General features: G+C 71.3%; 20 protein-coding genes. 12 read left to right on the top strand and 8 right to left on the bottom strand.

The genetic code is table 11. From position 1 onward, the window contains the following. The 3 genes from ND748_RS07880 to ND748_RS07870 form a co-directional block, all read left to right on the top strand. Positions 1-1,519, top strand: a 1,519-nt coding sequence (locus tag ND748_RS07880) for a CoA transferase (protein ID WP_251745003.1), incomplete at its 5' end; no start/stop codon positions are given. Between the two features lie 81 nt (positions 1,520-1,600). Further along, positions 1,601-2,809 carry a thiolase gene (locus ND748_RS07875; RefSeq protein ID WP_251745002.1) on the top strand — a complete coding sequence of 403 codons (1,209 nt, stop codon included), beginning with the start codon at positions 1,601-1,603 and terminating at the stop codon, positions 2,807-2,809. A 2-nt stretch (positions 2,810-2,811) separates the two neighbouring features. Next, the gene (locus ND748_RS07870) at positions 2,812-3,258 is read left to right on the top strand and encodes a Zn-ribbon domain-containing OB-fold protein (RefSeq protein WP_251745001.1); all 447 of its coding nucleotides are present in this window, start codon (positions 2,812-2,814) and stop codon (positions 3,256-3,258) included. Positions 3,259-3,360: 102 nt separating this feature from the next. Here ND748_RS07870 and ND748_RS07865 read toward each other — a convergent pair whose 3' ends face one another. Continuing rightward, a complete protein-coding gene (locus tag ND748_RS07865; RefSeq protein ID WP_251745000.1) occupies positions 3,361-4,719 on the bottom strand; it encodes a M20/M25/M40 family metallo-hydrolase in 1,359 nt (452 codons plus the stop codon). Between the two features lie 193 nt (positions 4,720-4,912). Between ND748_RS07865 and ND748_RS07860 the strand changes: the two genes are divergently transcribed. The 6 genes from ND748_RS07860 (at position 4,913) to ND748_RS07835 (ending at position 12,336) form a co-directional block, all read left to right on the top strand. Next, on the top strand, positions 4,913-5,446 hold the full coding sequence (locus ND748_RS07860) for a hypothetical protein (RefSeq protein WP_251744999.1): 534 nt from the start codon (positions 4,913-4,915) through the stop codon (positions 5,444-5,446). A gap of 484 nt (positions 5,447-5,930) precedes the next feature. After that, positions 5,931-6,914 (top strand): ABC transporter permease, encoded by a 984-nt coding sequence (locus ND748_RS07855; RefSeq protein ID WP_251744998.1) that lies wholly within the window; start codon positions 5,931-5,933, stop codon positions 6,912-6,914. Between the two features lie 124 nt (positions 6,915-7,038). Further along, a complete protein-coding gene (locus tag ND748_RS07850; protein ID WP_251744997.1) occupies positions 7,039-8,829 on the top strand; it encodes an ABC transporter substrate-binding protein in 1,791 nt (596 codons plus the stop codon). A 293-nt stretch (positions 8,830-9,122) separates the two neighbouring features. Further along, positions 9,123-10,124, top strand: a complete 1,002-nt coding sequence (locus ND748_RS07845; RefSeq protein ID WP_251744996.1) for an ABC transporter permease — start codon at positions 9,123-9,125, stop codon at positions 10,122-10,124. Continuing rightward, the gene (locus tag ND748_RS07840; RefSeq protein ID WP_251744995.1) at positions 10,121-11,182 is read left to right on the top strand and encodes an ABC transporter ATP-binding protein; all 1,062 of its coding nucleotides are present in this window, start codon (positions 10,121-10,123) and stop codon (positions 11,180-11,182) included. Before ND748_RS07845 ends, ND748_RS07840 begins: the two co-directional genes overlap by 4 nt. A 71-nt stretch (positions 11,183-11,253) precedes the next feature. Further along, on the top strand, positions 11,254-12,336 hold the full coding sequence (locus ND748_RS07835; protein ID WP_374215872.1) for an ABC transporter ATP-binding protein: 1,083 nt from the start codon (positions 11,254-11,256) through the stop codon (positions 12,334-12,336). Between the two features lie 41 nt (positions 12,337-12,377). On the opposite strand, the gene ND748_RS07830 is transcribed toward ND748_RS07835, so the two are convergent. From ND748_RS07830 to ND748_RS07820, 3 genes are all read right to left on the bottom strand, one after another. Continuing rightward, positions 12,378-13,040 (bottom strand): nucleoside deaminase, encoded by a 663-nt coding sequence (locus tag ND748_RS07830; RefSeq protein ID WP_251744994.1) that lies wholly within the window; start codon positions 13,038-13,040, stop codon positions 12,378-12,380. A gap of 133 nt (positions 13,041-13,173) precedes the next feature. Further along, positions 13,174-14,010 (bottom strand): bifunctional 2-polyprenyl-6-hydroxyphenol methylase/3-demethylubiquinol 3-O-methyltransferase UbiG, encoded by an 837-nt coding sequence (locus tag ND748_RS07825; protein WP_251744993.1) that lies wholly within the window; start codon positions 14,008-14,010, stop codon positions 13,174-13,176. A 90-nt stretch (positions 14,011-14,100) separates the two neighbouring features. Continuing rightward, entirely contained in the window at positions 14,101-15,570 is a 1,470-nt protein-coding gene (locus ND748_RS07820; RefSeq protein WP_251744992.1) for an HNH endonuclease signature motif containing protein, read from the bottom strand. 169 nt (positions 15,571-15,739) lie between these two features. Between ND748_RS07820 and ND748_RS07815 the strand changes: the two genes are divergently transcribed. The 3 genes from ND748_RS07815 (at position 15,740) to ND748_RS07805 (ending at position 18,479) form a co-directional block, all read left to right on the top strand. Beyond that, positions 15,740-16,930, top strand: a complete 1,191-nt coding sequence (locus ND748_RS07815; RefSeq protein ID WP_251744991.1) for an enoyl-CoA hydratase/isomerase family protein — start codon at positions 15,740-15,742, stop codon at positions 16,928-16,930. 181 nt (positions 16,931-17,111) lie between these two features. Further along, entirely contained in the window at positions 17,112-17,933 is an 822-nt protein-coding gene (locus ND748_RS07810; protein WP_251744990.1) for an alpha/beta fold hydrolase, read from the top strand. 9 nt (positions 17,934-17,942) lie between these two features. Then, positions 17,943-18,479, top strand: a complete 537-nt coding sequence (locus tag ND748_RS07805) for a carbonic anhydrase (protein WP_251744989.1) — start codon at positions 17,943-17,945, stop codon at positions 18,477-18,479. Between the two features lie 80 nt (positions 18,480-18,559). Here the strand turns inward: ND748_RS07805 and cobF are convergent, their stop codons facing one another. The 4 genes from cobF to def form a co-directional block, all read right to left on the bottom strand. Further along, positions 18,560-19,414, bottom strand: a complete 855-nt coding sequence (gene cobF / locus ND748_RS07800) for a precorrin-6A synthase (deacetylating) (protein WP_251744988.1) — start codon at positions 19,412-19,414, stop codon at positions 18,560-18,562. 136 nt (positions 19,415-19,550) lie between these two features. After that, complete coding sequence (locus tag ND748_RS07795) at positions 19,551-21,215, bottom strand: FAD-binding oxidoreductase (RefSeq protein WP_251744987.1); 1,665 nt, start codon at positions 21,213-21,215, stop codon at positions 19,551-19,553. Positions 21,216-21,422: 207 nt separating this feature from the next. Further along, positions 21,423-22,385 carry an LLM class F420-dependent oxidoreductase gene (locus tag ND748_RS07790; RefSeq protein WP_251744986.1) on the bottom strand — a complete coding sequence of 321 codons (963 nt, stop codon included), beginning with the start codon at positions 22,383-22,385 and terminating at the stop codon, positions 21,423-21,425. Between the two features lie 166 nt (positions 22,386-22,551). Beyond that, positions 22,552-23,130 (bottom strand): peptide deformylase, encoded by a 579-nt coding sequence (gene def, locus ND748_RS07785; RefSeq protein WP_251744985.1) that lies wholly within the window; start codon positions 23,128-23,130, stop codon positions 22,552-22,554. Positions 23,131-23,422 lie beyond the last annotated feature (292 nt).

Raw genomic sequence — 23,422 nt, 5'->3', positions numbered from 1 at the left:
CGACGAGCACGGGCCGGGCCTGCGCGCCACCCACGCCACCCACGCCATCGGCACCATCGCCCCGGCCGCCGTCGATCTCGTCGAGGTCGGTGCGGCGGAACCCGGCGTGGCCGAACCCGGCGTAGCCGAGGCCGATACAGAGGCCGGCGCAGCCGAACCGGGTACGGCGGAATCCGGCGCGGTCCGGGCCCGTGCGGCGCAGGACACCCGGTCGTCGGGGCTGGCGCTGGCCGGCCTGACGGTGCTGGAGTTCGGCGTCATGTTCGCGGCACCGTTCGGGGCGACGATGCTCGCGGACCTCGGCGCACGCGTCATCAAGATCGAATCGCTGGAGGGCGACGAGATCCGCCGGATCCTGCCGTTCCCGGAGGCCGGCGGCGCCCGCGTCCTGCAGGGCAAGGAAAGCGTGGCCCTCGACCTGGGCACCGGCGAAGGCAGACGGCTCGTCCACCGGCTGGTGCGGCACGCCGACATCGTGCTGCAGGGCTTCCGCGCCGGCGCGGCCGAACGGGCCGGGATCGACGCGACGACGCTGCGCGGGATCAACCCGGACCTGATCTACGTCAACGCCCCGGGCTACGGCACCGACGGCCCGTTCGGTCATCGTCCGGCCTATGCGCCGTCGATCGGGGCGGCGATCGGCCTCGCCCTCGCGGAGGCGCCGGACGCCGCCGGCGCAACGGGCACGATCCGCGACGTCAAGCTCGCCGCCAACCGGCTGTTCGCCGCGTCCGCGGTACTCAACCTCCAGGCAGACGGCATCGCCGCGCTGGGGGTGGCGTCGACGATGCTGCTCGGCGCGCTCGCCCGGCGCCGCGGCCGAGCCCTTCCCCCACTGACCGTCACCATGCTCGGCACCGGCACGCACGCCCTGCTGGACCGGGTCGTCGACTACGCCGGCCGGCCGGCGTCCCCGACAGTTGATCCGGACGGCTACGGCTTCCACGCCCTGTACCGGATGTACCCGACCGCGCGCGGCCTGCTGTTCCTCGCCGCGCCGAGCGACCGGGAGTGGCGTGAGCTGGCCGCCACCCTCGCCGACACGGCCGACGCACACACGGCCGACGCACACACCGCCGACGCACACACCGCCGACGCCGCCCTGGCGGACGCCGTCGCGGCGCTCGACGACGACGGCTACGCCACCGCCACCGGGCGCGCCGAACGTGACGCCGAACTCGCCGTGGTGCTGGCGACGATCCTCGCCACCCGTCCCGCCGCCGCCTGGGAGCGGCTGCTCACGGCCGCCGACGTCGGCGCCGTCGAGGTCGCCGAGGTCGAGCCCGAGCAGCTCCTGCTCACCGACGACACCCTGGGCGCAGAGTACGGGGCGCTGGCCGACAGCCCGGTGTTCGACGAACACCTGCGGATCGGCCCGCCGGTCCGTTTCTCCCGATCGGCGACCCAGGCCAGGGGCGGCTGCCTGGTCGGCACCCATACCGACGCGGTCCTGCGCGAGCTTCTCGGCCTCGGCGACACCGAGCTGGCCAGGCTGCGGGACAGCAAGGTCATCGGATGACGCCCGCCCCCGTGCCGGGCTCGACCGGCCGCGGGCGGCCCATGCCTCCATCCCATGGTGCAGGAGGGTGACGCAGCAACCATGAAGGACCAGACCGCGATCGCCGGAATCGGCTACACGCCGTACTACAAACGAGGCCAGTCGCTGCCGCAGACCGAGACCGAGATGGCCTGCAAGGCCATCCTGGCGGCGTTGGCGGACGCCGGGTTGACCGTCCACGACCTGGACGGATTCACCATCTACTCCAGCTCGATCGACCCGGCCACGGTCGGCTCGATCCTCGGCGTGCCGGAGGTCCGGTTCGCCGCGACGCTGACCTCCGGGGGCGGCGGGACGGCCGGGTCGCTGGGTCTGGCGGCCGCGGCGATCGTGTCCGGCCAGGCCGAGGTGTGCGTCACCGTGATGACGCTGCAGCAGGCGGCCCGCCGCCTCGGCGGCACCCAGGTCGACGGCGGGGGCTCCGGCGGCGGGGGCGGGGGCGGGAGCCCGTACGGGTCCGGCCGGGTCCCGCAGGGGTTCGTGATGGCCGCCGGCAGCGGCCTGCTGTCACCCGGGCACAGCTTCGCGCTGCTCACCCAGCGGCACATGAAGCTCTACGGCACGAAGCGCGAGCACCTCGCCGAGGTGGCGATCTCGCAGCGGGAGAACGCCATCAAGCGGCCCACGGCGCTGCGCCGGGAGCCGCTGACCCTCGACGACTACTTCAACGCCCGGATGCTCTCCGACCCGCTCTGCCTGTTCGACTACACGATGGAGTCCGACGGTGCGGTCGCCGCGATCGTCACCTCGGCGCAGCGCGCCCGCGACCTGCGTCAGCCGCCCGTCTACATCATGGGCTCGGCGAACGGCGGCGCCGGCCGGTGGGGCAGCGCCATCTTCAGCTACTTCCAGATGCCGGACGAGTACTTCGCCTCCAGCGGCCACCGCACGGTCGCCAAACGGATGTTCGACATGGCCGGGGTGGGGCCCCAGGACGTCGACGTCGCCCTCCTCTACGACCATTTCTCGCCGCTGGTCATCATGCAGCTCGAGGACTACGGGTTCTGCGGGATCGGTGAGGGCGGCCCCTTCGTCGCCGAGGGCAACATCCGGTTCGACGGGGGCACCATCGCGGTGAACACCCACGGCGGCCACCTCTCCGAGGCCTACATCATCGGGATGACGCACGTGCGCGAGGCCGTGGAGCAGCTGCGCGGCGTCGCCGTGAACCAGGTGCAGGGCGCCGAGATCGCCCTGGTCACCGGCGGCCCGGCCGGCCTGCCCGTCAGCGGCACCCTTCTGCGGAGGTAGCGATGACCCAGCTCCGACGGGGCGTGTTCCCAGCGCGTCTGACCGACCCGATGGCCGACGAGCGCACCCAGCCGTTCTGGGACGCGGCCCTGGCCGGCCGCCTGAGCATCGCCCGGTGCGATGCCTGCGGCACGTTCGTCTTCCCCGCCGAGCCGTTCTGCTTCACCTGTCAGGGCGACGCGTTCACCTACACCGACCTGCCGGGAACCGGCACGATCTACACCTTCACCGTCGTCCGCCACCCGCTCGCCCCGCAGCTCGCCGACGTCGTGCCCTACGTCTCCGGCGTCGTCGAGCTGGACGGGACCCAGGGGGCCGGCTGCCGCGTCATCGCCAACATCGTCGACGTCGACCCCGAGACGGTCCAGATCGGCGACCGGGTCCGGATCCGCTTCGACCGGATCACCGACACCTACGCCGTTCCCCGTTTCGTTCCCGACGCCGGCTGAAGGGCGCGGACGGCACCCTCGCCGCCGCTCGTCCAGACCGGTCGGTCGGCGGCCCGTCCACGGGCCGGGCCGGGCCGGCCGGGCCCGGGTTCGGACGCGGGGTCAGCAGGCGCGCAGGAAGCGGTCGAGAACCCGGACGCCGAAGCGCAGGGACTCGACCGGGACCCGCTCGTCCACGCCGTGGAACATCCCGGAGAAGTCCAGGTCCGGAGGCAGGAGCAGGGGGGAGAAACCGAAGCAGCGGATCCCGAGGCGGGAGAACGACTTGGCGTCGGTGCCACCGGAGAGCATGTAGGGCACCGCCCGGGCGATCGGGTCCTCCGCCCGCAGCGAGGCGGCCATCGCCTCCACCAGCGCCCCGTCGAAACCGGTCTCGACGGCCCCGTCGTGGACGACCCACTCGCGGCGGATGTCCGGTCCGAGGATCTCGTCGAGCTGGCGGATGAACTCCTCCTCCTGGCCCGGCAGGTAGCGGCCGTCGACGTAGGCGGTCGCCTCGCCCGGGATGACGTTGACCTTCTCGCCGGCCTGCAACTGGGTCGGATTGACGGTGTTGCGCAGCGTCGCGCCGATCATCCGAGCGACCGGGCCGAGCTTGCTGACCGTGGTCTGCAGGTCGTCGAGGTCGAACTCGACGCCGAGCGCCTCCCCCAGCTCGTTGAGGAACACCCGCACCGTCGGGGTGAGCACGAGCGGGAACTCGTGGCGCCCGAGGCGCGCCACCGCCTCGCACAGCGCCGTGACCGCGTTGTCGTCGCTGATCATCGACCCGTGCCCGGCCCGGCCGGACGCGGTCAGCTTCATCCAGGCCAGGCCCTTCTCGGCCGTCTCGATGAGGTAGAGCCGCAGGTCGTCGGACACGGTGTAGGAGAAGCCGCCGACCTCGCCGATGGCCTCGGAGCAGTCGGCGAACAGGTCGGGATGGTGCTCGACGAGCCAGCGGGCGCCGAGCACGCCGCCGGCCTCCTCGTCGGCGAGGAAGGCGACGACGAGGTCACGCGGCGGCTTGCGGCCGGAGCGGGCGAGGTCGCGCACGACCGCGAGGGTCATCGCGTCCATGTCCTTCATGTCGACGGCGCCGCGCCCCCACAGGCAGCCGTCGACCTCCTCGCCGGAGAACGGGGACACCCGCCACTGGCTGGCGTCGGCGGGCACCACGTCGAGGTGGCCGTGGATGAGCAGCGGCGCGCGGGACGGGTCGGTGCCCTCGATGCGGGCCACGACGCTGGTGCGCCCCGGCTCCGATTCCAGGATGGTCGGTTCGATCCCCACCTCGGCGAGCTTCGCGGCGACGTACTCGGCGATCGGACGCTCGTGGCCGTCGCCGTTGCCGCGGTTGACCGACTCGAAGCGGAGCATGTCCCGACAGAGCTCGACCACCTCACCCTCGGCGTCCGGTGCGGTCACCGGCAGCCGGATGCCACCGGTCGGGTCGGGGGACGAAGACGGCGCGCTAGGCATGCCCCCAGTCTGCCCCGCCCGGGATGCGCATGCCGGACGCGGACCGTACCGTGAAACACGGTCGTAGCCGACCAGCAGCACTGCGTCGCCGCGTCCCCGACCAAGCTGGCCCCACGGTGATCGTCCGCAGCGAGATCCGCGGCGGGGACCGCGATCCGCGGCGGCGATCGCGAACCGCCCGTGGGAGGTCCCCGTGACCGTCTACCTCTGCCCGCGCTCCGACCTCGCCTGCGCCGAGCGCTTCCTCAGCACCGGCGACCTCGACTACCACCTCCACCTGACCCACGGTTACCGGGCCTTCTGGCGGATCGTTGCCAGCGTGCGCCCGGATCATCCGCTGCCGATCGGCCCCCGCCCCACCCGCCATGTCCCCGACGGCCTGGTCGAGACCCCGGACACCCCCGCCCTGGTCGAGTCCCAGGGCACCCCCGCTCTGGACGGGCCCCAAGGCACCCTTGCTCTGGACGGGCCCCAAGGCACCCTTGCTCTGGACGGGTCCCAGGGCACCCCTGCTTCGAGCCGGCCGCGGCCCACGCCGGAGCTCGAACGCATCCCGGCCGCCGGCGCGCGAACCGCGGCGCACCGAGGTGCCCATGCCCGTGCCCGCAGGGACATCCGCGCCCGCTCGCGGGCCGGAGCCCGAGCGGAGAAGGCCGGCCGCACCGGCGCGCGCGACCGCGCAGCCGAACCCAACCGCCGCCGACGGCGTCTGCGCATCTCCCGCTGACTCGCGATCCGGGCGGGTCGAGCTGAACGGCCGGCCGAGGGTGCGGGCGGACTGCGGACTGCGGACTGCGGTCCGTGACGTACGGTCCGCCGTCGCAAACCGTGCAGAACGCACCGCACGCGGCCCCGCCCGACGTCGCCCAGCTTGTCGGGACGCCGGGAGCGTCCGGTGCCGGCGGGCCACGGTGACACACAGAGGTCCCCGTGGCGCCACGAAGTGCGTCCGGTCTGACCGATTGTGACCGATACGGGTGGATGTGGCGCCGGGTCCGCCGAGCTGATCGACACGCCGCGGTTACATCGATGTCTTCGAGGCGTGTCCGGGAAGAATCGGCTGATGTCGGCGGCGCGCGCCATGTAGCGAAGACGAGAAGTTTCCGGGTCAACTACCGTCCACGGCTATTCATCACCACCGCGGCTGGCTAGCGTTTCCGCGACCGCATCGGGCAGACGAATTCGCGGCCAGGATGGGTGGTGGTAGGACGATGACGGCTCCGCCGGGCGAGATGATGGTCGAATCCGTTACCGCCCCCGCCGTCGTTCCGACGGAGGGTCGCTCACTGTGGCGATCCGGCTGGATCCGGCTGCGACGCGACAAACCGGCGATGATCAGCGGAACCTTCCTGATCCTCCTTGCGCTGATCGCCATATTCGCGCCGGTCATCGTCGCGCTGCTGGGGCATCCGCCGAACGAACCGCACTACGACCTTCTTGATCCGAACACCGCCACGCCACGAGGGCGTTTCGGCGGGATGAGCTGGCATTACCTGCTCGGGGTGGAGCCGGTCAACGGCCGGGACATCTTCAGCCGGACCGTCTACGGCGCGCGGGTGTCGTTGCTGGTCGCGCTGCTGGCGACCGCGACGGCGGTGATCATCGGCACGGTTCTCGGGATGCTTGCCGGATACCTCGGCGGGCTGTGGGACACGATCATCGCCCGGCTGATGGACCTGCTGCTGTCCGTACCGTCGGTACTGTTCGCGATCGCCATCGTGGCGGTGATTCCGAACAAGGCGTTCGGCTTGTCGGGTTCGAGTCTGCGTATCGGGGTACTGGTCTTCGTCATCGGGATATTCGCCTGGCCGTACATCGGGCGCATCGTTCGCGGGCAGGTGTTGTCGCTAAGGGAAAGAGAGTTCATCGAGGCATCCCGCTCGCTCGGCGCCGGCACGTTCACGGTGATGTTCCGGGAGCTCCTGCCGAACGTCGCGGCGCCGGTGCTCGTCTACGCGACGCTACTCATTCCCACGAACATTCTCAACGAGGCGGCACTGTCCTATCTCGGGGTCGGGGTGCGGCCGCCGACGGCCTCCTGGGGCGACTCGCTGGCCGTCGCCTCGCACGGCTGGTACAGCATCGAGCCGATCTTCATGCTGGCCCCGGGCCTGGCGATCTTCGCCACCGTGCTCGCGTTCAACCTGCTCGGCGACGGCCTACGCGACGCCTTCGACCCGCGCGGCGGCCGGTGATCGCGTCCCACCCGCGGCGCCCGCGCGGCGCTGCTCGCCGGCTTCCCGCGCCGGTCATCTCGCGGGACATCCGGGCCGACCCGCCCGCGCCACGGCGGGACCGGCACACGTGTGAGGGAGATACATGAAACGGCGTGCAAATCTCATCCGGATGGGGGCGCTTGTCGTCGCCGCCGGGCTGGTGCTGGCCGCGTGCGGCGGCAGCAGCGGGGGCGGCGGTTCGAGCGGCGGATCCAACGGCACATCCTCGGGGAGCAGTTCGTCGAACGGCACCTCGTCGTCGGGGGCCAGCGACGCGGTCCTGCACGCCTCCGATAAGAAGGGTGGGACGCTGCGCGCCCTGAACGACTCCGACTGCGACTACTGGGACCCCGCCCGCACGTACTACGCGAACTGCTGGGACCAGCAGCGCTGGATCTCCCGCCAGCTCGTCACCTATGTGCCGCAGCCGGGCACGCCCAGGCTCACCGGTGACCTGGCGACCGCCGTGCCGACCTCGTCGGACCTGAAGACCTGGACATACACGCTCAAGGACGGGATCAAGTTCTCCGACGGCACGCCGATCACGTCGAAGGACATCAAGTACGCCGTCGAGCGGGTCTTCGCCACCGACGTCATCAACGGCGGCCCGACGTACTTCATCGACTACCTCGACGACCCGAAGGCGCCCTACCCCGGCCCCTACAAGGACACCGACCCGAACAAGCTGGGCCTGAAGTCGGTCGAGACCCCGGACGACAGGACGATCACCTTCCACCTGACCAAGCCGTTCGCGGACTGGAACTTCGTCATGGCGCTGCCGAGCGTCACCCCCGTGCCGAAGGCCCTGGACACCGGCGCGAACTACACCTTCAAGCCGGTCTCCTCCGGGCCGTACCAGATCGAGAAGTACACCCCGAACAAGGTCATCACCTTCGTCCGCAACCCGAACTGGGACCCGAAGACGGACACGGTGAACAAGGCGCTGCCGGACCGGATCGAGGTCACGATGGGCCTCGACCTCGACGACGTCGACAACCGGCTGCTGGCCAACAGCGCCGACTTCTACGTCGGGCAGACGGGCGTGCAGATCTCCGCTCAGAACAAGATCCTCGGCGATCCCTCGCTGCGCAGGGACCGGACCACCGACGACGTCACCGGCTTCATCCGCTACCTGTCCGTGATGACGAAGGTGAAGCCGTTCGACAACATCCACTGCCGCAACGCCGTCGCCTACGCCCTCGACAAGACCGCCCAGCAGCTCGCCCGCGGCGGCCCGGTCGGCGGCGGCGCGGTCGCCACGACGATGCTCACCCCGCCGTTGAAGTACTACAAGTCCTTCGACCTGTTCCCAACCGACGGCAGCAAGGGTGACGTCGCCAAGGCCAAGCAGGAGCTGACCGCCTGCGGCCAGCCGAACGGCTTCTCCACCACGCTGGCCAGCCGCAGCAACGGCAAGGAGGTCGCGCAGGCCGAGGCGGTCCAGGCGTCGCTGGCGAAGATCGGCGTCAAGGTGACGATCAACAAGAGCGCCCCGTCGCAGTACTTCTCCTCGACGATCGGCATCCCGGCGAACGTCCACAAGAACGGCATCGGACTGGCGATGGCCGCCTGGGGCCCGGACTGGCCGACGCCGTTCGCGATGCTGAGCTCCATCGTCGACGGTCGCAAGATCCTCGCCGCCGGCAACAGCAACTATGCCGAGCTCAACGACCCCGCGGTCAACTCCGGCCTCGATGCGGGGACCGCCACCACCGACGAGGCCAAGGCCCAGCAGGCCTGGACCGACACCGACAAGGCGATCGTGAAGTCCGCCGCCTACATTCCGCTGGTCTACGACAAGGCGCTGAACCTGTTCAGCGACCGCACCACGAACATCTACTTCACCTCCGCGTACGGCATGGCCGACTTCGCCCAGTTCGGCGTCGTGAAGTGAGCGATGTCGCCACGTCGGCGAGGTCGCGACGTCGGTGAGGTCGCCACGTCGGCGAGGTCGCCACGTCGGTGAAGTCGCCACGTCGGTGAAGTCGCCACGTCGGTGAAGTCGCCACGTGCATGACGCCAGGTAGCTGACGTCGCGCGACTGAACGGGTCCGCGCCGGTGGCACCCGCCACGGATTTCCACCGGCGCGGGCTCGGTCCCGCACCACCGTCCGCAATGTTCGAAATTTCGCAATCCTCAAAATGTTCGCAGTATCCGAGGTACCCGAGGAGTCCGAGGGAGGTGACGTGGCCAGATTCATCCTGGGCCGGCTGATCGGCGGCATCGTCATCCTGTGGCTGGTCAGCGTGCTCGCCTTCGTGCTTTTCTTCGTCGTCCCGAAGGCGCTGGGCAACAATCCTGCGGTGCTGTTCGCCGGGCGCAGCCCGGACCCCGCCACCATCGCCGGGGTGACGAAGAAACTCGGCCTGGACCGGTCGTACGTCGACCAGTACTGGGATTTCCTGCGGGGCGTCTTCGTCGGCCGCCACTTCGACTCCGGCTCGAATCGAAGCTGGTGCCCGGCGCCGTGCCTGGGCTATTCCTTCCGCAACGACCAGCCGGTGTGGTCGGAGATCGTCGACGCGCTACCGGTGACGGCGTCGCTGTCCATCGGCGCGGCCGTGCTGTTCCTCGTCGTGGGCGTGAGCACCGGGGTGTTCTCGGCGGTGCGTCGCGGCGGCCTGTTCGACCGGATCGCGGCCGCGGTGTCGCTGGCCGGCGTGTCGCTGCCGGTGTATTTCACCGGACTGCTGCTGTTGCTGCTCGTCAGCTACAAATGGCACATCATCGACAACGTTCATTACGTTGACTTCACCCACAATCCGGCCCTGTGGGCGTGGAACCTGATCCCGGCCTGGCTCGTGCTGTCGCTGCTCTACACCGCCAACTACCAGCGGCTGACCCGGGCCAGCATGATCGAGACGCTGGGTGAGGACTATGTTCGGACGGCGCGCGCGAAGGGCCTGCGGGAACGCACGGTGATTGGCAAACACGCCCTGCGCCCGGCGCTGACGCCGATCGTCACCATCTTCGGTCTCGACCTCGGCGTGCTGTTCGGCGGCGCGATCCTCACCGAGCACACGTTCGGCTTCCGCGGGCTCGGCGCCATCTCCATCGACGCGGTGAACACCCAGGACCTGCCGGTGACGATGGGGGTGACGCTGTTCGCGGCCTTCTTCATCATCCTGGCCAACGTCCTGGTCGACGTCACCTACGCGTTCATCGACCCGAGGGTGCGACCGTCATGACCGACCCGACCCACACCGCCGCGACGGCGTCGAGCGGCACGCCGTTTCTGCAGGTGCGTGACCTCACGGTCAGTTTCCACACGGACGACGGTGTGGTGCACGCCGTGGACAAGCTCAGCTTCTCCGTCGAACGCGGCCGCACGCTCGGCATCGTCGGCGAGTCCGGCTCCGGCAAGAGCGTCACCAGCCTTGCGGTCATGGGCCTGCACCGGCGCGGCCGGCGGGTCAGCATCGCCGGGGAGATCCGCCTCGACGGCGAGGACCTCGTCACCGCGCCGGCCGAACGGGTCCGCGGGCTGCGCGGCCGGCGGATGGCGATGATCTTCCAGGACCCGCTGTCGTCGATGCACCCGCAGTTCACCGTGGGTGACCAGATCGTCGAGGCCTACCGGGTGCACAACCGGGTGAGCAAGGCCGCGGCCCGCCGGCGCGCCACCGAGCTGCTCGACCTCGTCGGCATCCCCGAACCCGCCCGGCGCCTCGACGACTACCCGCACCAGTTCTCCGGCGGCATGCGGCAACGCGCCATGATCGCCATGGCCGTGTCGTGCAACCCGGAGCTGCTCATCGCCGACGAGCCGACGACCGCACTCGACGTCACCGTCCAGGCGCAGATCCTCGACCTCATGCGCGAACTCCAGAAGGAGTTCAACTCGGCGATCATCATCATCACCCACGAACTCGGCGTCGTTGCCGAGATCAGCCACGACATCCTGGTGATGTATGCCGGGCAGGCGATGGAGTACGGCGGAGTCGAGGAGGTCTTCGCCAGCGCCGAACACCCCTACACCTGGGGCCTGCTGCAGTCGATCACCAGACTCGACCGCCAGCTCGAGACCACGCTGCGCACCATTCCCGGCAGCCCGCCGAGCTTGATCAACGTGCCGCCGGGCTGCCCGTTCCATCCCCGCTGCACCTACCGCGAACGGGCCGGCTCGGCGACGAGCACGACGCGCCCGCCCCTGGCCGAGACCTCCCCCGGCCACCTGGTGGCCTGCCACCTCCCGGTCGCGGAACGCCGGCGACTGCTGCGCGAAGAGGTGATCCCGACACTGTGACCGTCCGCCTGACCAAGGACCTTCGCTCCCCGGCGACCGGCGAGCCCTCCCCTGCGACCGGCAAGGATGCGGTGCCGGCGCAGCCCACCGACGCACCGGCGACCGGCGCCGTACCGGCGGCCTCCGGTGAAGCCGGCGAGGTGCGGGGCCGCGCGGCCCGCGGCGGCGACGAGCTGGTGCGCGTCACCGACCTGACCAAGCTGTTCCCGGTGCGCCGCGGCACGCTGGTGCGCCGCAGCACCGGCGCTGTCCGCGCCGTCGACGGGGTCGGCTTCGCCATCGACCGTGGCACGACGCTCGGCCTGGTCGGCGAGTCCGGCAGCGGCAAGTCGACGACCGGCCGGCTCATCTCCCGGCTGCTCGAACCGACGTCCGGCTCCGTCGTCTTCGACGGGCGGGACATCAGCCATCTGTCCACCCGCGAGCTGCGCCCGATGCGCCGCGACATCCAGATGATCTTCCAGGATCCGTACTCGTCGCTGAACCCCCGGCACACCATCGGTGCGATCGTCGCCGCGCCCCTGCGCATCCAGAAGCAGACGCCCCGCGGCGGCATCCGGGCCCGGGTCCGGGAACTGCTCGAACTCGTCGGTCTCAACCCCGAGCACTACAACCGCTACCCGAACGAGTTCTCCGGCGGGCAGCGCCAGCGCATCGGCATCGCCCGGGCGCTGGCGACCCGGCCCAAGCTCATCATCGCCGACGAGCCGGTGTCCGCCCTCGACGTGTCGATCCGCGCGCAGATCATCAACCTGCTCGACGGCCTGCGCACCGAGTTCGGCCTGACCTACCTGTTCATCGCCCACGACCTGTCGATGGTGCGCCACATCAGCGACCGCGTCGCCGTCATGTACCTCGGGCAGATCATCGAACTCGCCGACCGCACCGACCTGTTCTCCGGCGCGCTGCACCCCTACACGCACGCGCTGCTGTCCGCGGTGCCGATCCCCGACCCCACCAGCCATCACCGTCGCGAACGCATCCGTCTGCGCGACGAGGTGCCCAGCCCGCTGAACCCGCCGGTCGCCTGCCGCTTCCACCCCCGCTGCTGGAAGGCCCAGGAGATCTGCCGCACCGAGGCCCCGCCCCTGCGCGAGCGCGCCCCCGGCCACCAGGTCGCCTGCCACTTCCCCGAGAAACGCGACGTCGTCTGACCCGCCCCGCCCCTCCCCGCCGCGCGCTCGCGCGCACCGGGTCAGACGGCTGGCCCAGCCCGGTTCGGCTCGCCTGCCGGCAGGACGCGGTGCGGTCCACGGACCGTGAGTCCGAGCGGGGCCCGCAACGCGTCGATCAACGTGTCGAGATCCACCGCAGAGATGGCGGCCTGCCCGACCGTGGCGGCCACCTCCGCCCGCGCGGCCACCGCGATGACCTCGGGCAGCTCCTCGCGCCAGGGCACGCTCGCAATTCCTCGGCCTGGCCGCCGGTAATAGTAGTGGCAGGTCATCAGCAGGCCGGTCACCCGTTCCACCGTGGCGTCGGCGGGCCCGACGACCTCGAAACTGCGTCGGGCAAGCTGGCGATTGTGCACGCTCATGGACGTCGCCGCCCCGCCGAAGTGATCCCGCCAGCCATAGTGCAGGACGCCGACTCCGGTCTGAAGCGCGGCGCCCATGCACAGGCAGCAGGGCTCGACGTTGGTGTAGAGGACGTGCTGCTGGAACGAGCCCTGCATGGGTAGCTGAGCGAGCGCGTTGACCTCGGCGTGCGCGATCCGCGTGTTGGCGAGCTGCCCGGGAACCTGGATGTCCTCGTGGCGGGTACTGCGTGCCTGCCCGACCGGTGTGCCGGACCCGTCCAGCACGACCGCGCCGACCGGTAGGCTCCCGGCCCGGTAGGCCTCCCACGCCAGCGACATCACCAACCGCCAGGGGAAATCCACTCGATCAGGATGGCAGGGCCGTCGGTTGCGCGGACCGCTTCACGCGCACCGGAACACACCACGCATCCGACCCTCAACCCCGATGATCATGGTATTCCGCGGCGCCGCATCATGCCGCCGGGTGGCCGGGCTTGGTGGCCCGCAGCGAGTACATCAGCGGTAGGCGGTGACGTCCCTCGGGCGGCCGAAAGCCGTCCGGGCCGCGAACGAGCGTGTCGAACTTGGCGAACAGGGCCTTGTCGTGCTCGTGCAGGAACTCGATCCGCAGCCCGGCGGCGGCGATCGCCGAGACCACGCTGCCGAGCCGGTGGTCGTACTGCACGGTGGTGTTCTGCGCCGTGACAGCGAGCCGGTCGGCATAGCTACCGGTGTCGGTCCAGACGTGTGGGCCCTCGTCGAAGTAGTCGCGGGCCACCATGGTGCCGGTGGCCTCGTCCAGGGTGTGGGCGAACGGGTGGGATTCGGCCAGGTAGAGGTACCCGCCGGGCGTGAGCAGGCGTTCCACCACCCGGGCCCACCGGTGCAGATCCGCCAGCCAGGGCAGAGCCCCGATCCCCGTGTAGACGACGTCGAAGGTCTCGCCGCCCAGCGCCTCGACGGCGTCGTACACGTCGGCGACGACGAACCGGGCGTCCACCCCGAGCTCGGCGGCGAGCGCCCGCGCCGCCTCGACCGCCGGGGCGGAGAAGTCCAGGCCCACCACGGCGGCCCCCCTCGTCGCCCACGACAGGGAGTCCAACCCGAGGTGGCACTGCAGGTGCACCAGCCGCCTCCCGGACACCTCGCCGACCTCGGCCACCTCGAAGGCCCGGAGCACGTCGGGACGGCGCCGGAATCCCGCCACGTCGTAGAACTCACCGGCCAGGTGAAGCGGCACACGCTCGTCCCAGTGCGCCTGGTTCAGCGCCGCCGCCGGGTCAAGGTTGGTGTCGCCGAGAGGGAACATGGTCGTCAGGTTGGCACGCCGCCGCAACCCATTTTCGGCGGCACGCCGGCCGCCGGCTGGCGGGCCGTGGGGCATGGGCCTCGCCATCGGTCAGGCGGTGGTGGCGAGGTCGGGTGGGGGTTGGCTGTAGGGGTTGCGGCGGGGCCGACGCTGAGGGTCGATGCGGTAGGGCGGGCGGAATTCCGGGCGGCGGTCGCCGGCGAAGACGATGTCCCAGCCGTCGTGGTGGACCTGGCGATGGTGGGCAGGACACAGCAGGAGGAGATTGTGCAGGGCGGTCGGCCCGCCATCGCGCCAGTGGACCACGTGATGCGCCTCGCACCAGGAAGGCGGCCGATCACAGCCCGGAAACGTACATCCTTGATCGCGGACGGTGAGGGCGCGGCGTAGGTGCGCGGGAACGGTGCGGCTGGTCCGACCAACATCGAGGGGAACCCCGGCCGGGTCGAGCAGGATCCGGCTGATCTCCGCGTCGCAGCTCAGCCGCGCCAGGACGGCACGGGGCAGAGGCAGGCCCCAACTGGTGACGGCGGGGCTCGCGCCGGCGGCAAGCAGGGTGCTCCAGGGAATCGTGACGCTCAGGTGAGGGCGCGTACCGCCAGCACTCGGAACGGCACCGGCGCTGAACACCCGACCGACCAGATCGATCAGCGCATCGGCCCGGCGGCGGGCTGGGCTGCGGGAGTCGGGAGCGCCGTCGGCGGCGGGGCGGGGAGCGGCCAGGCTGTCGAGAGCGGTGCGCAGCAACGCCGCACCCTCCGCGTCGAGCTCGCCGGACAGCAGCGTCGTGCCCTGGGCTGTGTCCGTCAAACTGAAGCGGCGCACGTCCGCGGGATCCGGCGTCGGATCCTCGGCGCCCGAGCCTCCCTTGGCGCCCCCAGCCTCGCCGCCGTCCCCGCCGTCCCCGCCGTCCCCGCCGTCCCCGCCGTCCCCGCCGTCCCCGCCGTCCCCGCCGTCCCCGCCGCCTGGACGGTTGCGCTCTCCGGTCCGGCTGTCGGCGTGGGGGTCACCGCCGCCGGGGGACGTATCCACGGTGGTCAGGACCTCGCGTTGCCGGGCGGCGAGCTTGACCAGTTGGAAGGGGTCGAACGTGCGGGCATAGCCAAGCAGGGCCTGTTCGGCGTCGGCTCGCTGTTCTGGCGTCACCCCGGCGGGCAGGGACCGCATCGCCTGGCAGATGACCACCGCATGCTCGACCGTGAGCTCGCCGCTGGCCAGAGCCGCGCCGGTGGCCCGGCACACCTCGTGGACGTCACCGGCGAGGGCGACCTGCCGGCGCGCCTCGCCGGGCGCGAGGGACAGCCGGTCCCGTAACCAGCCGGCGGTGTCCACCGCCCCCTGCCGCGGCGCGAACCCCCGAACCTGCGCCTCGACCAGCAGGCGACCACGCGCGGCCGCCACCCGCCCGACCAGTCGGCAGACCCCCTCCATCAACGCTTCCAACTCGCCGTCCGACAGCCGCCAGGTCGCATCCGACAGCAACCCGTCGAGCTGCCCGCCGATCACCGCCAACCGGGCCGGTGGCGCCGGCCCGTCTCCCGTATCGTCCTCGAAGCCCATGGATCAACGGTAGGTCAACGTACGCCCGATGTCGAACGTATGTTCGTCTGTGTGAACAGACTGCCTCGGCAACCCGCGCGGGCGATCCCTACCGTGTGCAGCCCTCGGCCGGCAGGATGGCGGAATCATCTCGGTTCCGCTGTTCCTCGACTCGAAGGGTGGCGCACCCATGTCCCCGCACGCGGCTGATGCCCAGCCCCCCACCGGATCGGCGCACGGATCGGCGCACGCCGGGCACCCCACCGGCCCGTCGTCCGGGACGGCACCGGAGCCGGAGGTGCTGGTGCGGCGCGACGGCCAGGGCGGGCGGCTCGGGCGGCTCACCCTGAACCGGCCGCGGGCGATCAACGCGCTGACTCCGGCCATGGTCGGCCTGCTCGACGCGGCGCTGCGCACCTGGGCGGAGGACCCGACGGTCACCGCCGTCGTCCTCGACGGCGCGGGCGAGCGCGGACTGTGCGCCGGCGGGGACATCCGGGCCATCCGCGAGGCGGTGCTCGCCGGGACACCCGAGCGGGCGCTGGCGTTCTGGGCCGGGGAGTACCGGCTCAACGCCCTCATCGGCCGGTTCCCCAAGCCGTATGTCGCGATCATGGACGGGATCGTGATGGGCGGCGGCATCGGCGTCTCCGCGCACGGCGGCGTCCGGATCGTCACCGAGCGGTCGGTGCTGAGCATGCCCGAGGTCGGCATCGGCTTCATCCCCGACGTCGGCGGCACGTGGCTGCTGTCCCACGCCCCCGGCGAACTCGGCACGCATCTGGCGCTCACCGCGGCCCGCATCGGCGCCGCCGACGCGATCACCGCCGGCCTCGCCGACCACTACCTGCCTGCCGCCCGCATCCCCGACCTGCTCGACGCGCTGCGTGACGCCGCCGACCCGGCCGACGCGCTCGCCGCCTTCGACTTCGCCGCCCACACCCCGCCGCCCGGGCACCTCACCACCGACCGAACCTGGATCGACGAGCTCTACCGCGGCGACAAGGTCACCGAGATCGTCGCGGCGCTCGCGGCGAGCCCCGTGCCGGCGGCAGCCGCCGCGGCGGTGGAGATCGGCGGCAAGTGCCCGACGTCGCTGGCCGTCACGCTGCGTGCGCTGCGGACCGCCCGATCGATGACCAGCCTGGAGGCGGCGCTCGACCAGGAGTACCGGCTGGCCGGGGCGACCCTCGCGACGGCGGACCTCGTCGAGGGCATCCGCGCCGCCGTCGTCGACAAGGACCGTGATCCCCACTGGTCGCCGGCGCGCCTCGACGAGGTCGACCCGGCCGAGGTCGAGCGGTTCTTCGCCCCCGTCGACGTCGAGCTCGGCCTCGCCGCCGCCGCCGCGCCCGCAGAGCCCGCAGAGCCCGTCCGCTGACCTGGCACCGGCGGACCGTCGAGGCGGGGATGTGGGTAAGCGGCTGTCAGCGGGCGGCGCACCGCTTCGCGGTAGCGGCCCGAATGGCTACGCAGCGTCTACTGTCAGGTCCGGCGAGACCGCGCTCGGCCGTGTCCTGACCGGCCGCCACGACAGCCCTGCCGACGGGAGGTTGATCATCGTGCCCACGATCACCACGAGGGACGGCGCCGAGATCTTCTACAAGGACTGGGGCGCCGGCCGGCCGGTCGTGTTCAGCCACGGCTGGCCGCTGACCGCCGACGTCTGGGACAACCAGGTCAAGCTCGTCGCCGACCACGGGTACCGCGGGATCGCCCATGATCGCCGCGGTGGCGGACGGTCCAGCCAGACCTGGAACGGCAACGACATGGACACCTACGCCGACGACCTCGCCCAGGTGCTCGAGGCACTCGACCTGACCCAGGTCGTCCTGGTCGGTCACTCCACCGGGGGCGGCGAGGTCGCCCGCTATCTGGGTCGCCACGGCTCCGCCCGGGTGGCCAGGGCCGTGCTGCGGGGCGCGGTGGCGCCGCATCTGCTCGGCACCGACAGCGATCCGGGGGGCGCGCCGATGGCGGTCTTCGACGGTCTGCGCACGGGCTTGTCCGCGGACCGGGCGCAGTTCTACCGGGACCTCGGCGAACCGTTCTACGGCAACAACCGCGACGGCGCGAACGTGTCCCAGGGAACCCGGGACGCCTTCTGGCAGATGTGCATGACGGTCGGTGTCAAAGGCGCCTTCGACTGCATCGCCGCGTTCTCCGAGACGGACCTGACCGAGGATCTGAAGAAGATCGACATTCCGGTCCTCCTCTCCCACGGCGACGATGACCAGATCGTGCCGATCGAGGCCTCGTCGTACCGTTCGGTCAAGCTGATTCCCAACGCCACGTTGAAGGTCCATCCCGGCGCTCCGCACGGCCTGACCGGTCGGTTCGAGCAGGACTTCAACCAGGAACTGCTCGACTTCGCTGCCGGTTGAGGAGGCGTCGTGACCGACACGGACGATCTGGCCAGACGCAATGCGCAGTTCGCCGCCGGCGAGTTCGAGGCCGGGCTGAGCATCAACCCGAGCGGCAACATGATGGTGGTCTGCTGCGTCGACCCGCGCGTCGACCCGACCCGGGTGCTGGGCCTCGAACAGGGCGAGGCCGCCGTGATCCGCAATGTCGGCGGGCGGATCACCCCCACGACGCTGCGCACGATGGCGATGCTCGGCAAGGTCGGCGCGGCCAACAAGGACGGCCACCGGGCCGGTGACTGGAATCTGGTCATCCTGCATCACACCGATTGCGGAATGACAGATCTGGCCTCCTTCCCCGAGCTCCTCGCCGACTACTTCGAGATCCCCGCCCACGAACTCGACGCCAAGGCGGTCAGCGATCCGATCGCCTCGGTCCGCGTCGACGTCGGCGTCATCGAGCAGGAGATCCGGGCCAACGGCTTCCTGGTGTCGGGCCTCGTCTACGACGTCTCCACCGGCCTGGTCGAGACCGTCGTCGCCCCCACGCCGGTACGCAGCGAGTAGCTTCCCGCCGGGACGCCGGCCGACCGCTGTTCAAGGCCGGCGCGCCGTTCAAGGCCGACGCATTATTCGAGGCGGGCGCATTATTCGAGGCGGGCGCTCGATTCGACGATGTCGGCGCCGGTCGTCGCGGCGGACGGGCGGCGACGGTCCGCGGCCGACCCGGTCGCGGGCGGGCGTCGGCGCAGGAGGTAGATGTCCATGATCCAGCCCTTGCGGCGGCGGGCGTCGGCGCGGGTGCGGGCGATGGAGCTGCCGACGTCGGCGACCCGGCCGTGCATGAGCATCTCGTCGGGCGTGCCGAGGTAGGCGCCCCAGTAGATGTCGAGGTCGGGGTCGTCGAGGGTGCGGAAGGTGGTGTCCGCGTCGAGCATGACGACGACGTCGTCGACTCCGGGCGGGAATCCCTCGGCGAGGCGCCGGCCGGTGGTGATCTCGACGGGGCCGCCGATCCGGTTGAGCACCAGCCGGTGGCTGGCGGCCAGCGCCTGCACGCTGGTGATCCCGGGAATCACCTCGTAGTCGAACGTCACCCGGCCGCGGGCGGCGACCCGCTCGACGATGCGCAGCGTGCTGTCGTACAGCGACGGGTCGCCCCAGACGAGGAACGCGCCGCAGCCCTCCTCGGGCAACTCGTCGAGGATCATCCGTTCGTACAGCTCGGCACGGCGATCATGCCAGTCGTCGACGGCGGCGGCGTAGGCAGCCGCATCGGCGGGGTTGCGGTCGCGGCGTGGGTCGCGGGCCTCGACGATCCGGTAGCCGCCGTCGCCGACATGCCGGTCCAGAATCTCTCGGCGCAGCCGAACCAGGTCGTCCTTGGCCGGGCCCTTGTCCAACACGAAGAACACGTCGGCGCGGCCGAGGGCCTTGACCGCCTGGATCGTGAGCTGGTCGGGATCCCCGGCTCCGATCCCGACCACCAGGACCGTGCGCATACCCACCATCCTTACCCGGCCAGTGGCGGTGCGCTGCGTACGCTTTGCGGCGCCAGACCGTACACAGCGTGCCGCCATTGCCCGGAGCCGCCGATCGACCCGCAGACGATCACAGCGGCGGCCCCGAGCGTGGCGACTACGGGATGATCTTGCCGGGGTTGAGGTTGTGGCCGGGGTCGATGCCGTCGAACAGCGTCGAGAGCAGGTGCACCCCGGCCGGGGAGATGTCGTCACCGAGCCACGAGGCGTGCTCCAGGCCGACCGCGTGGTGGTGCGACAGGGTGCCCGCGAGGTCGAGGAAACCCTGCTGGATCGCGGACTTCACCGCGTCATAGCCCTCGATCGCCTCGAGGGTCGCCGGCGAGGCGTAGGCGAACGTGAAGTACAGGCAGGCGCCGGAATGGTACGAGTGCGACAGGTGGCACATGATCCAGCCGTCGACGCCGATCTCCGCGAACGCCTTGTTGGCCCGGGCGACCACGCCGCGGTAGAGCGGGGCGAGCTGGGACCAGGAGGCCGACGTCTCCGACACGTCGGCGACCGCGCCCTGACCGAGCAGGAAGTCACGGATGTAGGGGGTGTCGAACTTCTTCTGGTCGTAGAGCTGCCCCGGACCGGTACCGACGCAGATGCCGCCGTGCCGCTTGACGATCTCGCCGACGAGCTTGCGCTGGGTCTTGACGAGCGCCGGCGTCCCCTCGAAGCCGATGAACGACAGGCACATCGCGTCCAGGTCGTAGTTGCGGACCCGGCGCAGGTACTGCTTCAGCCCGGCGGACACCAGCCCCGAGGCGAGCGAGCCCTTCTTACGGGTCGCAAACGAGAACCGGGTCTCGTTCGCGTCGGACACCCGGGTGACGGTCGGGCTGGCCTCGCTCTCGGCGATCTCCCGCATGGCCACGAGCGCCTCGTCCCAGGTGGGGAAGAAGTAGCCGAGGATGACGCGCGCCTCGGGCACCCGGTGGACCTGCACCGTCGCCTCGGTGATGATCCCGAGCCGGCCCTCGCTGCCCAGGATCATCTCCCGCACGCTCGGCCCGGTCGACTGGCTGGGCACGGGCCGGGTCGCGAGGACGCCGGCGGGGGTGACGACGCGCACCGCCCGGGTGATCTCGGCGATGTCGCCGTACTTGTCGGACTGCATGCCCGACGACCGGGTGGCGATCCATCCGCCCAGGGTGGAGTGGGTGAAGCTGTCCGGGAAGTGGCCCAGCGTCCAGCCCTGGGCGTTGAGCTGCTCCTCCAGGTGGGGGCCGAGCGCGCCGGCCTGGATGCGGGCGAGCCGCGCATCGGCGTCGATCTCCAGGACGCGGTCGAGGCGCCCCAGGTCCACGGAGATCACCGGCCGGGTCTCCGTGCGCGGCGCCTCCAGGCTGCCGGAGATGTTGGTGCCGCCGCCGAACGGGATGATCACCGCGTCGGCGTCGAGCGCCGCGGCGAGCACGGCCCGCACCGCCTGTTCGCCGTCGGGATAGACGACCGCGTCGGGGAGCCGGCCGAGGTCGGCGTTACGGATCCGGACCAGGTCACGCAGGCTCTTGCCGTAGGCGTGCACCACCCGCGTGTGGGCGTCGGTGTGGACGTGCTCGGCGCCGACGGCGGCCACCAGCGCCGCGCGCAGCGGCTGCGGCAGCGTCGGCTCGGCGATCGCCAGGTCCGCGAAGGCCGGCGGTTGGGCGGGCGGTCGGGTGATGTCCAGACCGATGTTCGTGCGCACGAACGGCGCCAGGTCGGGCTTGTCGCTGTGGCTGAAGGAGACGTTCTCCCGGCCCCAACCCCACCACTTCATGTGCTCGACCAACGCTGGCCTCCTCGACGACGACGACGAACGTTCGGACGGATTCGGGACTCGCGAGGCAACCGGCGGCCGGGATGGCGGCGGAGACCACGGACGGGACGGGAACGACGGACGGGACGGGAATGACGGACGGGACGGGAACGACGGACGGCGCGGGAACGACGGAGACGACGGGAGGCGACGGGAGCGCGGCTGTGCCCGGCGGGCGGGTCAGGCGCCCGCGAGCCGCGCGACGACGGGTGCCAGTGCGGTCAGCGAGTCGAGGGCGACGCCGATGGTGCTGATCCCGAACCGCTCTCGGCGTTCGACGAGGTCGTCGACGATCTGGTCGACCGAGCCGCACAGCGCGTGCGGGGTGGCGTACGCCTGTTCGGTGGTCAGCCCGAAGCCGGCGGCCAGCTGCTCGACGATCTCGTGGCGGCTTTCGGTGACGATCGCCAGGTGGATGCGCACCTGCAGGGTGAGCTCGTCCCACCGGGCGCCGGCGGCCTCACGGATCCAGCCGATCTTCTCCTCGGTGGCGGCCGTCGTCGCGTTCGGGCCCAGGGAGGCGTCGATGACCCCGCCGACCATGTTCATGTTCAGCCCGATGATGTCGGCCTCTCGCGCGGCCAGGGAAAGCAGCCGCCGCCCGCCACCGCCGATGACGATCGGCGGGTGGGGGCGCTGCACCGGCTTCGGCGTGCCGCTGAGCCCCGCGACCTGGTAGTGCGTGCCGTGGAAGGTCAGCGGCCCGTCGGCGAACATGCCCTTGATGACCGCGAGGGACTCGGCGAGGCGGCTGATCCGCACCCCCGGCGGGTCCAGCGACAGGCCGGCGCGGGCGTAGTCCGAGGTCATCCAGCCAGCGCCGAGGCCGAGTTCGAACCGACCCCCGGACAGCGCGTCGAGGGTGGCCGCCTCCTTCGCGAGCACGACCGGATGCCGGTAGTCGTTGCTGAACACCATCGCACCGATGCGCAGCGTGGTCGTGGCGTCCGCGGCCGCCATCAGCGCCGCGATCGGGGCGACCTGTTCGTCGAGGTGGTCGGAGACGGTCAGCGTCGTGTACCCCAGGTCCTCGACCTGCCGGGCGAGATCGGCCCACGACCGGGCGTCGACCTGCGCCGGCGAGGAACACTGGATGTTGAACCGGAACGGCCGTTTGTACGGCCCACCGGAGAACTCCGTCACCGTGCTACCCCTCACTCCCGGACATCGTCAACGCACCGGCGTTCTCCCCGGCGGCGTTCTCCCGGATGGCGTTCTCCCGGATGGCGTTCGCGCGATTCTCGCGGGCGGGAGGATGCCAAGATAGCCCGCTGCACATCGGTTTGCCGCCCGCACCCGGCTGCCCGCGTCACTGGTCCGCGCGGCGCAGGGCGCGCAGCTCCTCGCCCGCCGCGCGCGCCTGCTCCGGGCTCGGCGGCGGCTCGCGCAGCGCCTGCACGGCCGCCCGGCGCTCCTCACCCGTCAGCCGGTCGAGGTAGAGGGTGCCGTCGAGATGGTCGACCTCGTGCTGGAAGCAACGGGCCAGCAGGCCCTCGCCGGCGTACTCCACGGCCGCACCCGTGACATCCACCCCGCGGACGCTCGCCCGCAGGGCCCGCGTCGTCGGGAAGTGCAGGCCGGGCACGGACAGGCAGCCCTCCTGGCCGTGCTGGCGTTCACCGTCGACGGCCAGTTCCAGCACCGGATTGACGACCACCAGGGGCACCCGGGGCACCGTGACGTCGCGCGGGTCGTAGTCGACGTCGAACACGAAGACCCGCAGCCCGACGCCGACCTGCGGGGCGGCCAACCCCACGCCGGGCGCGTCGTACATGGTGTCGATCATGTCGTCGACGAGCCGCGCCAGGGCGGCGTCGAACGTCGTCACGAGCGCCGTCGGAGTGCGCAGCACAGGGTCACCGACGGTCCGGATGGGGAGCACGGCCATGGCGGACACTGTGTCATAAGCCGGCCCATCGCCGAGAGCCCACCGCCGGACGCCCGTCACCTGCCGGCAACAACGCCCGGACGGCCGGCAGCACCGCGGGGGGCCGCGAGGCGATCGGGCGAGAACGGGGGAAGATGACGGGAGAAGATGATCGGGTCGGCCGGCGGCGCCATCCGCTCGGGAGCACCGCCGGCCGGCCGATCGTTGTCCGGAGGTGGACGTCATGCAGGACCGCCGGCCCGTCGGTGGCGCGCCGGCGCCGGCCGCCGTCGCGCACGATGCGGGGTCCCGC

This window comes from Frankia sp. AiPs1 (assembly GCF_023716945.1).
Taxonomy (GTDB): Bacteria; Actinomycetota; Actinomycetes; order Frankiales; family Frankiaceae; genus Frankia.
This window is presented reverse-complemented; position numbering and strand designations above follow the sequence as displayed.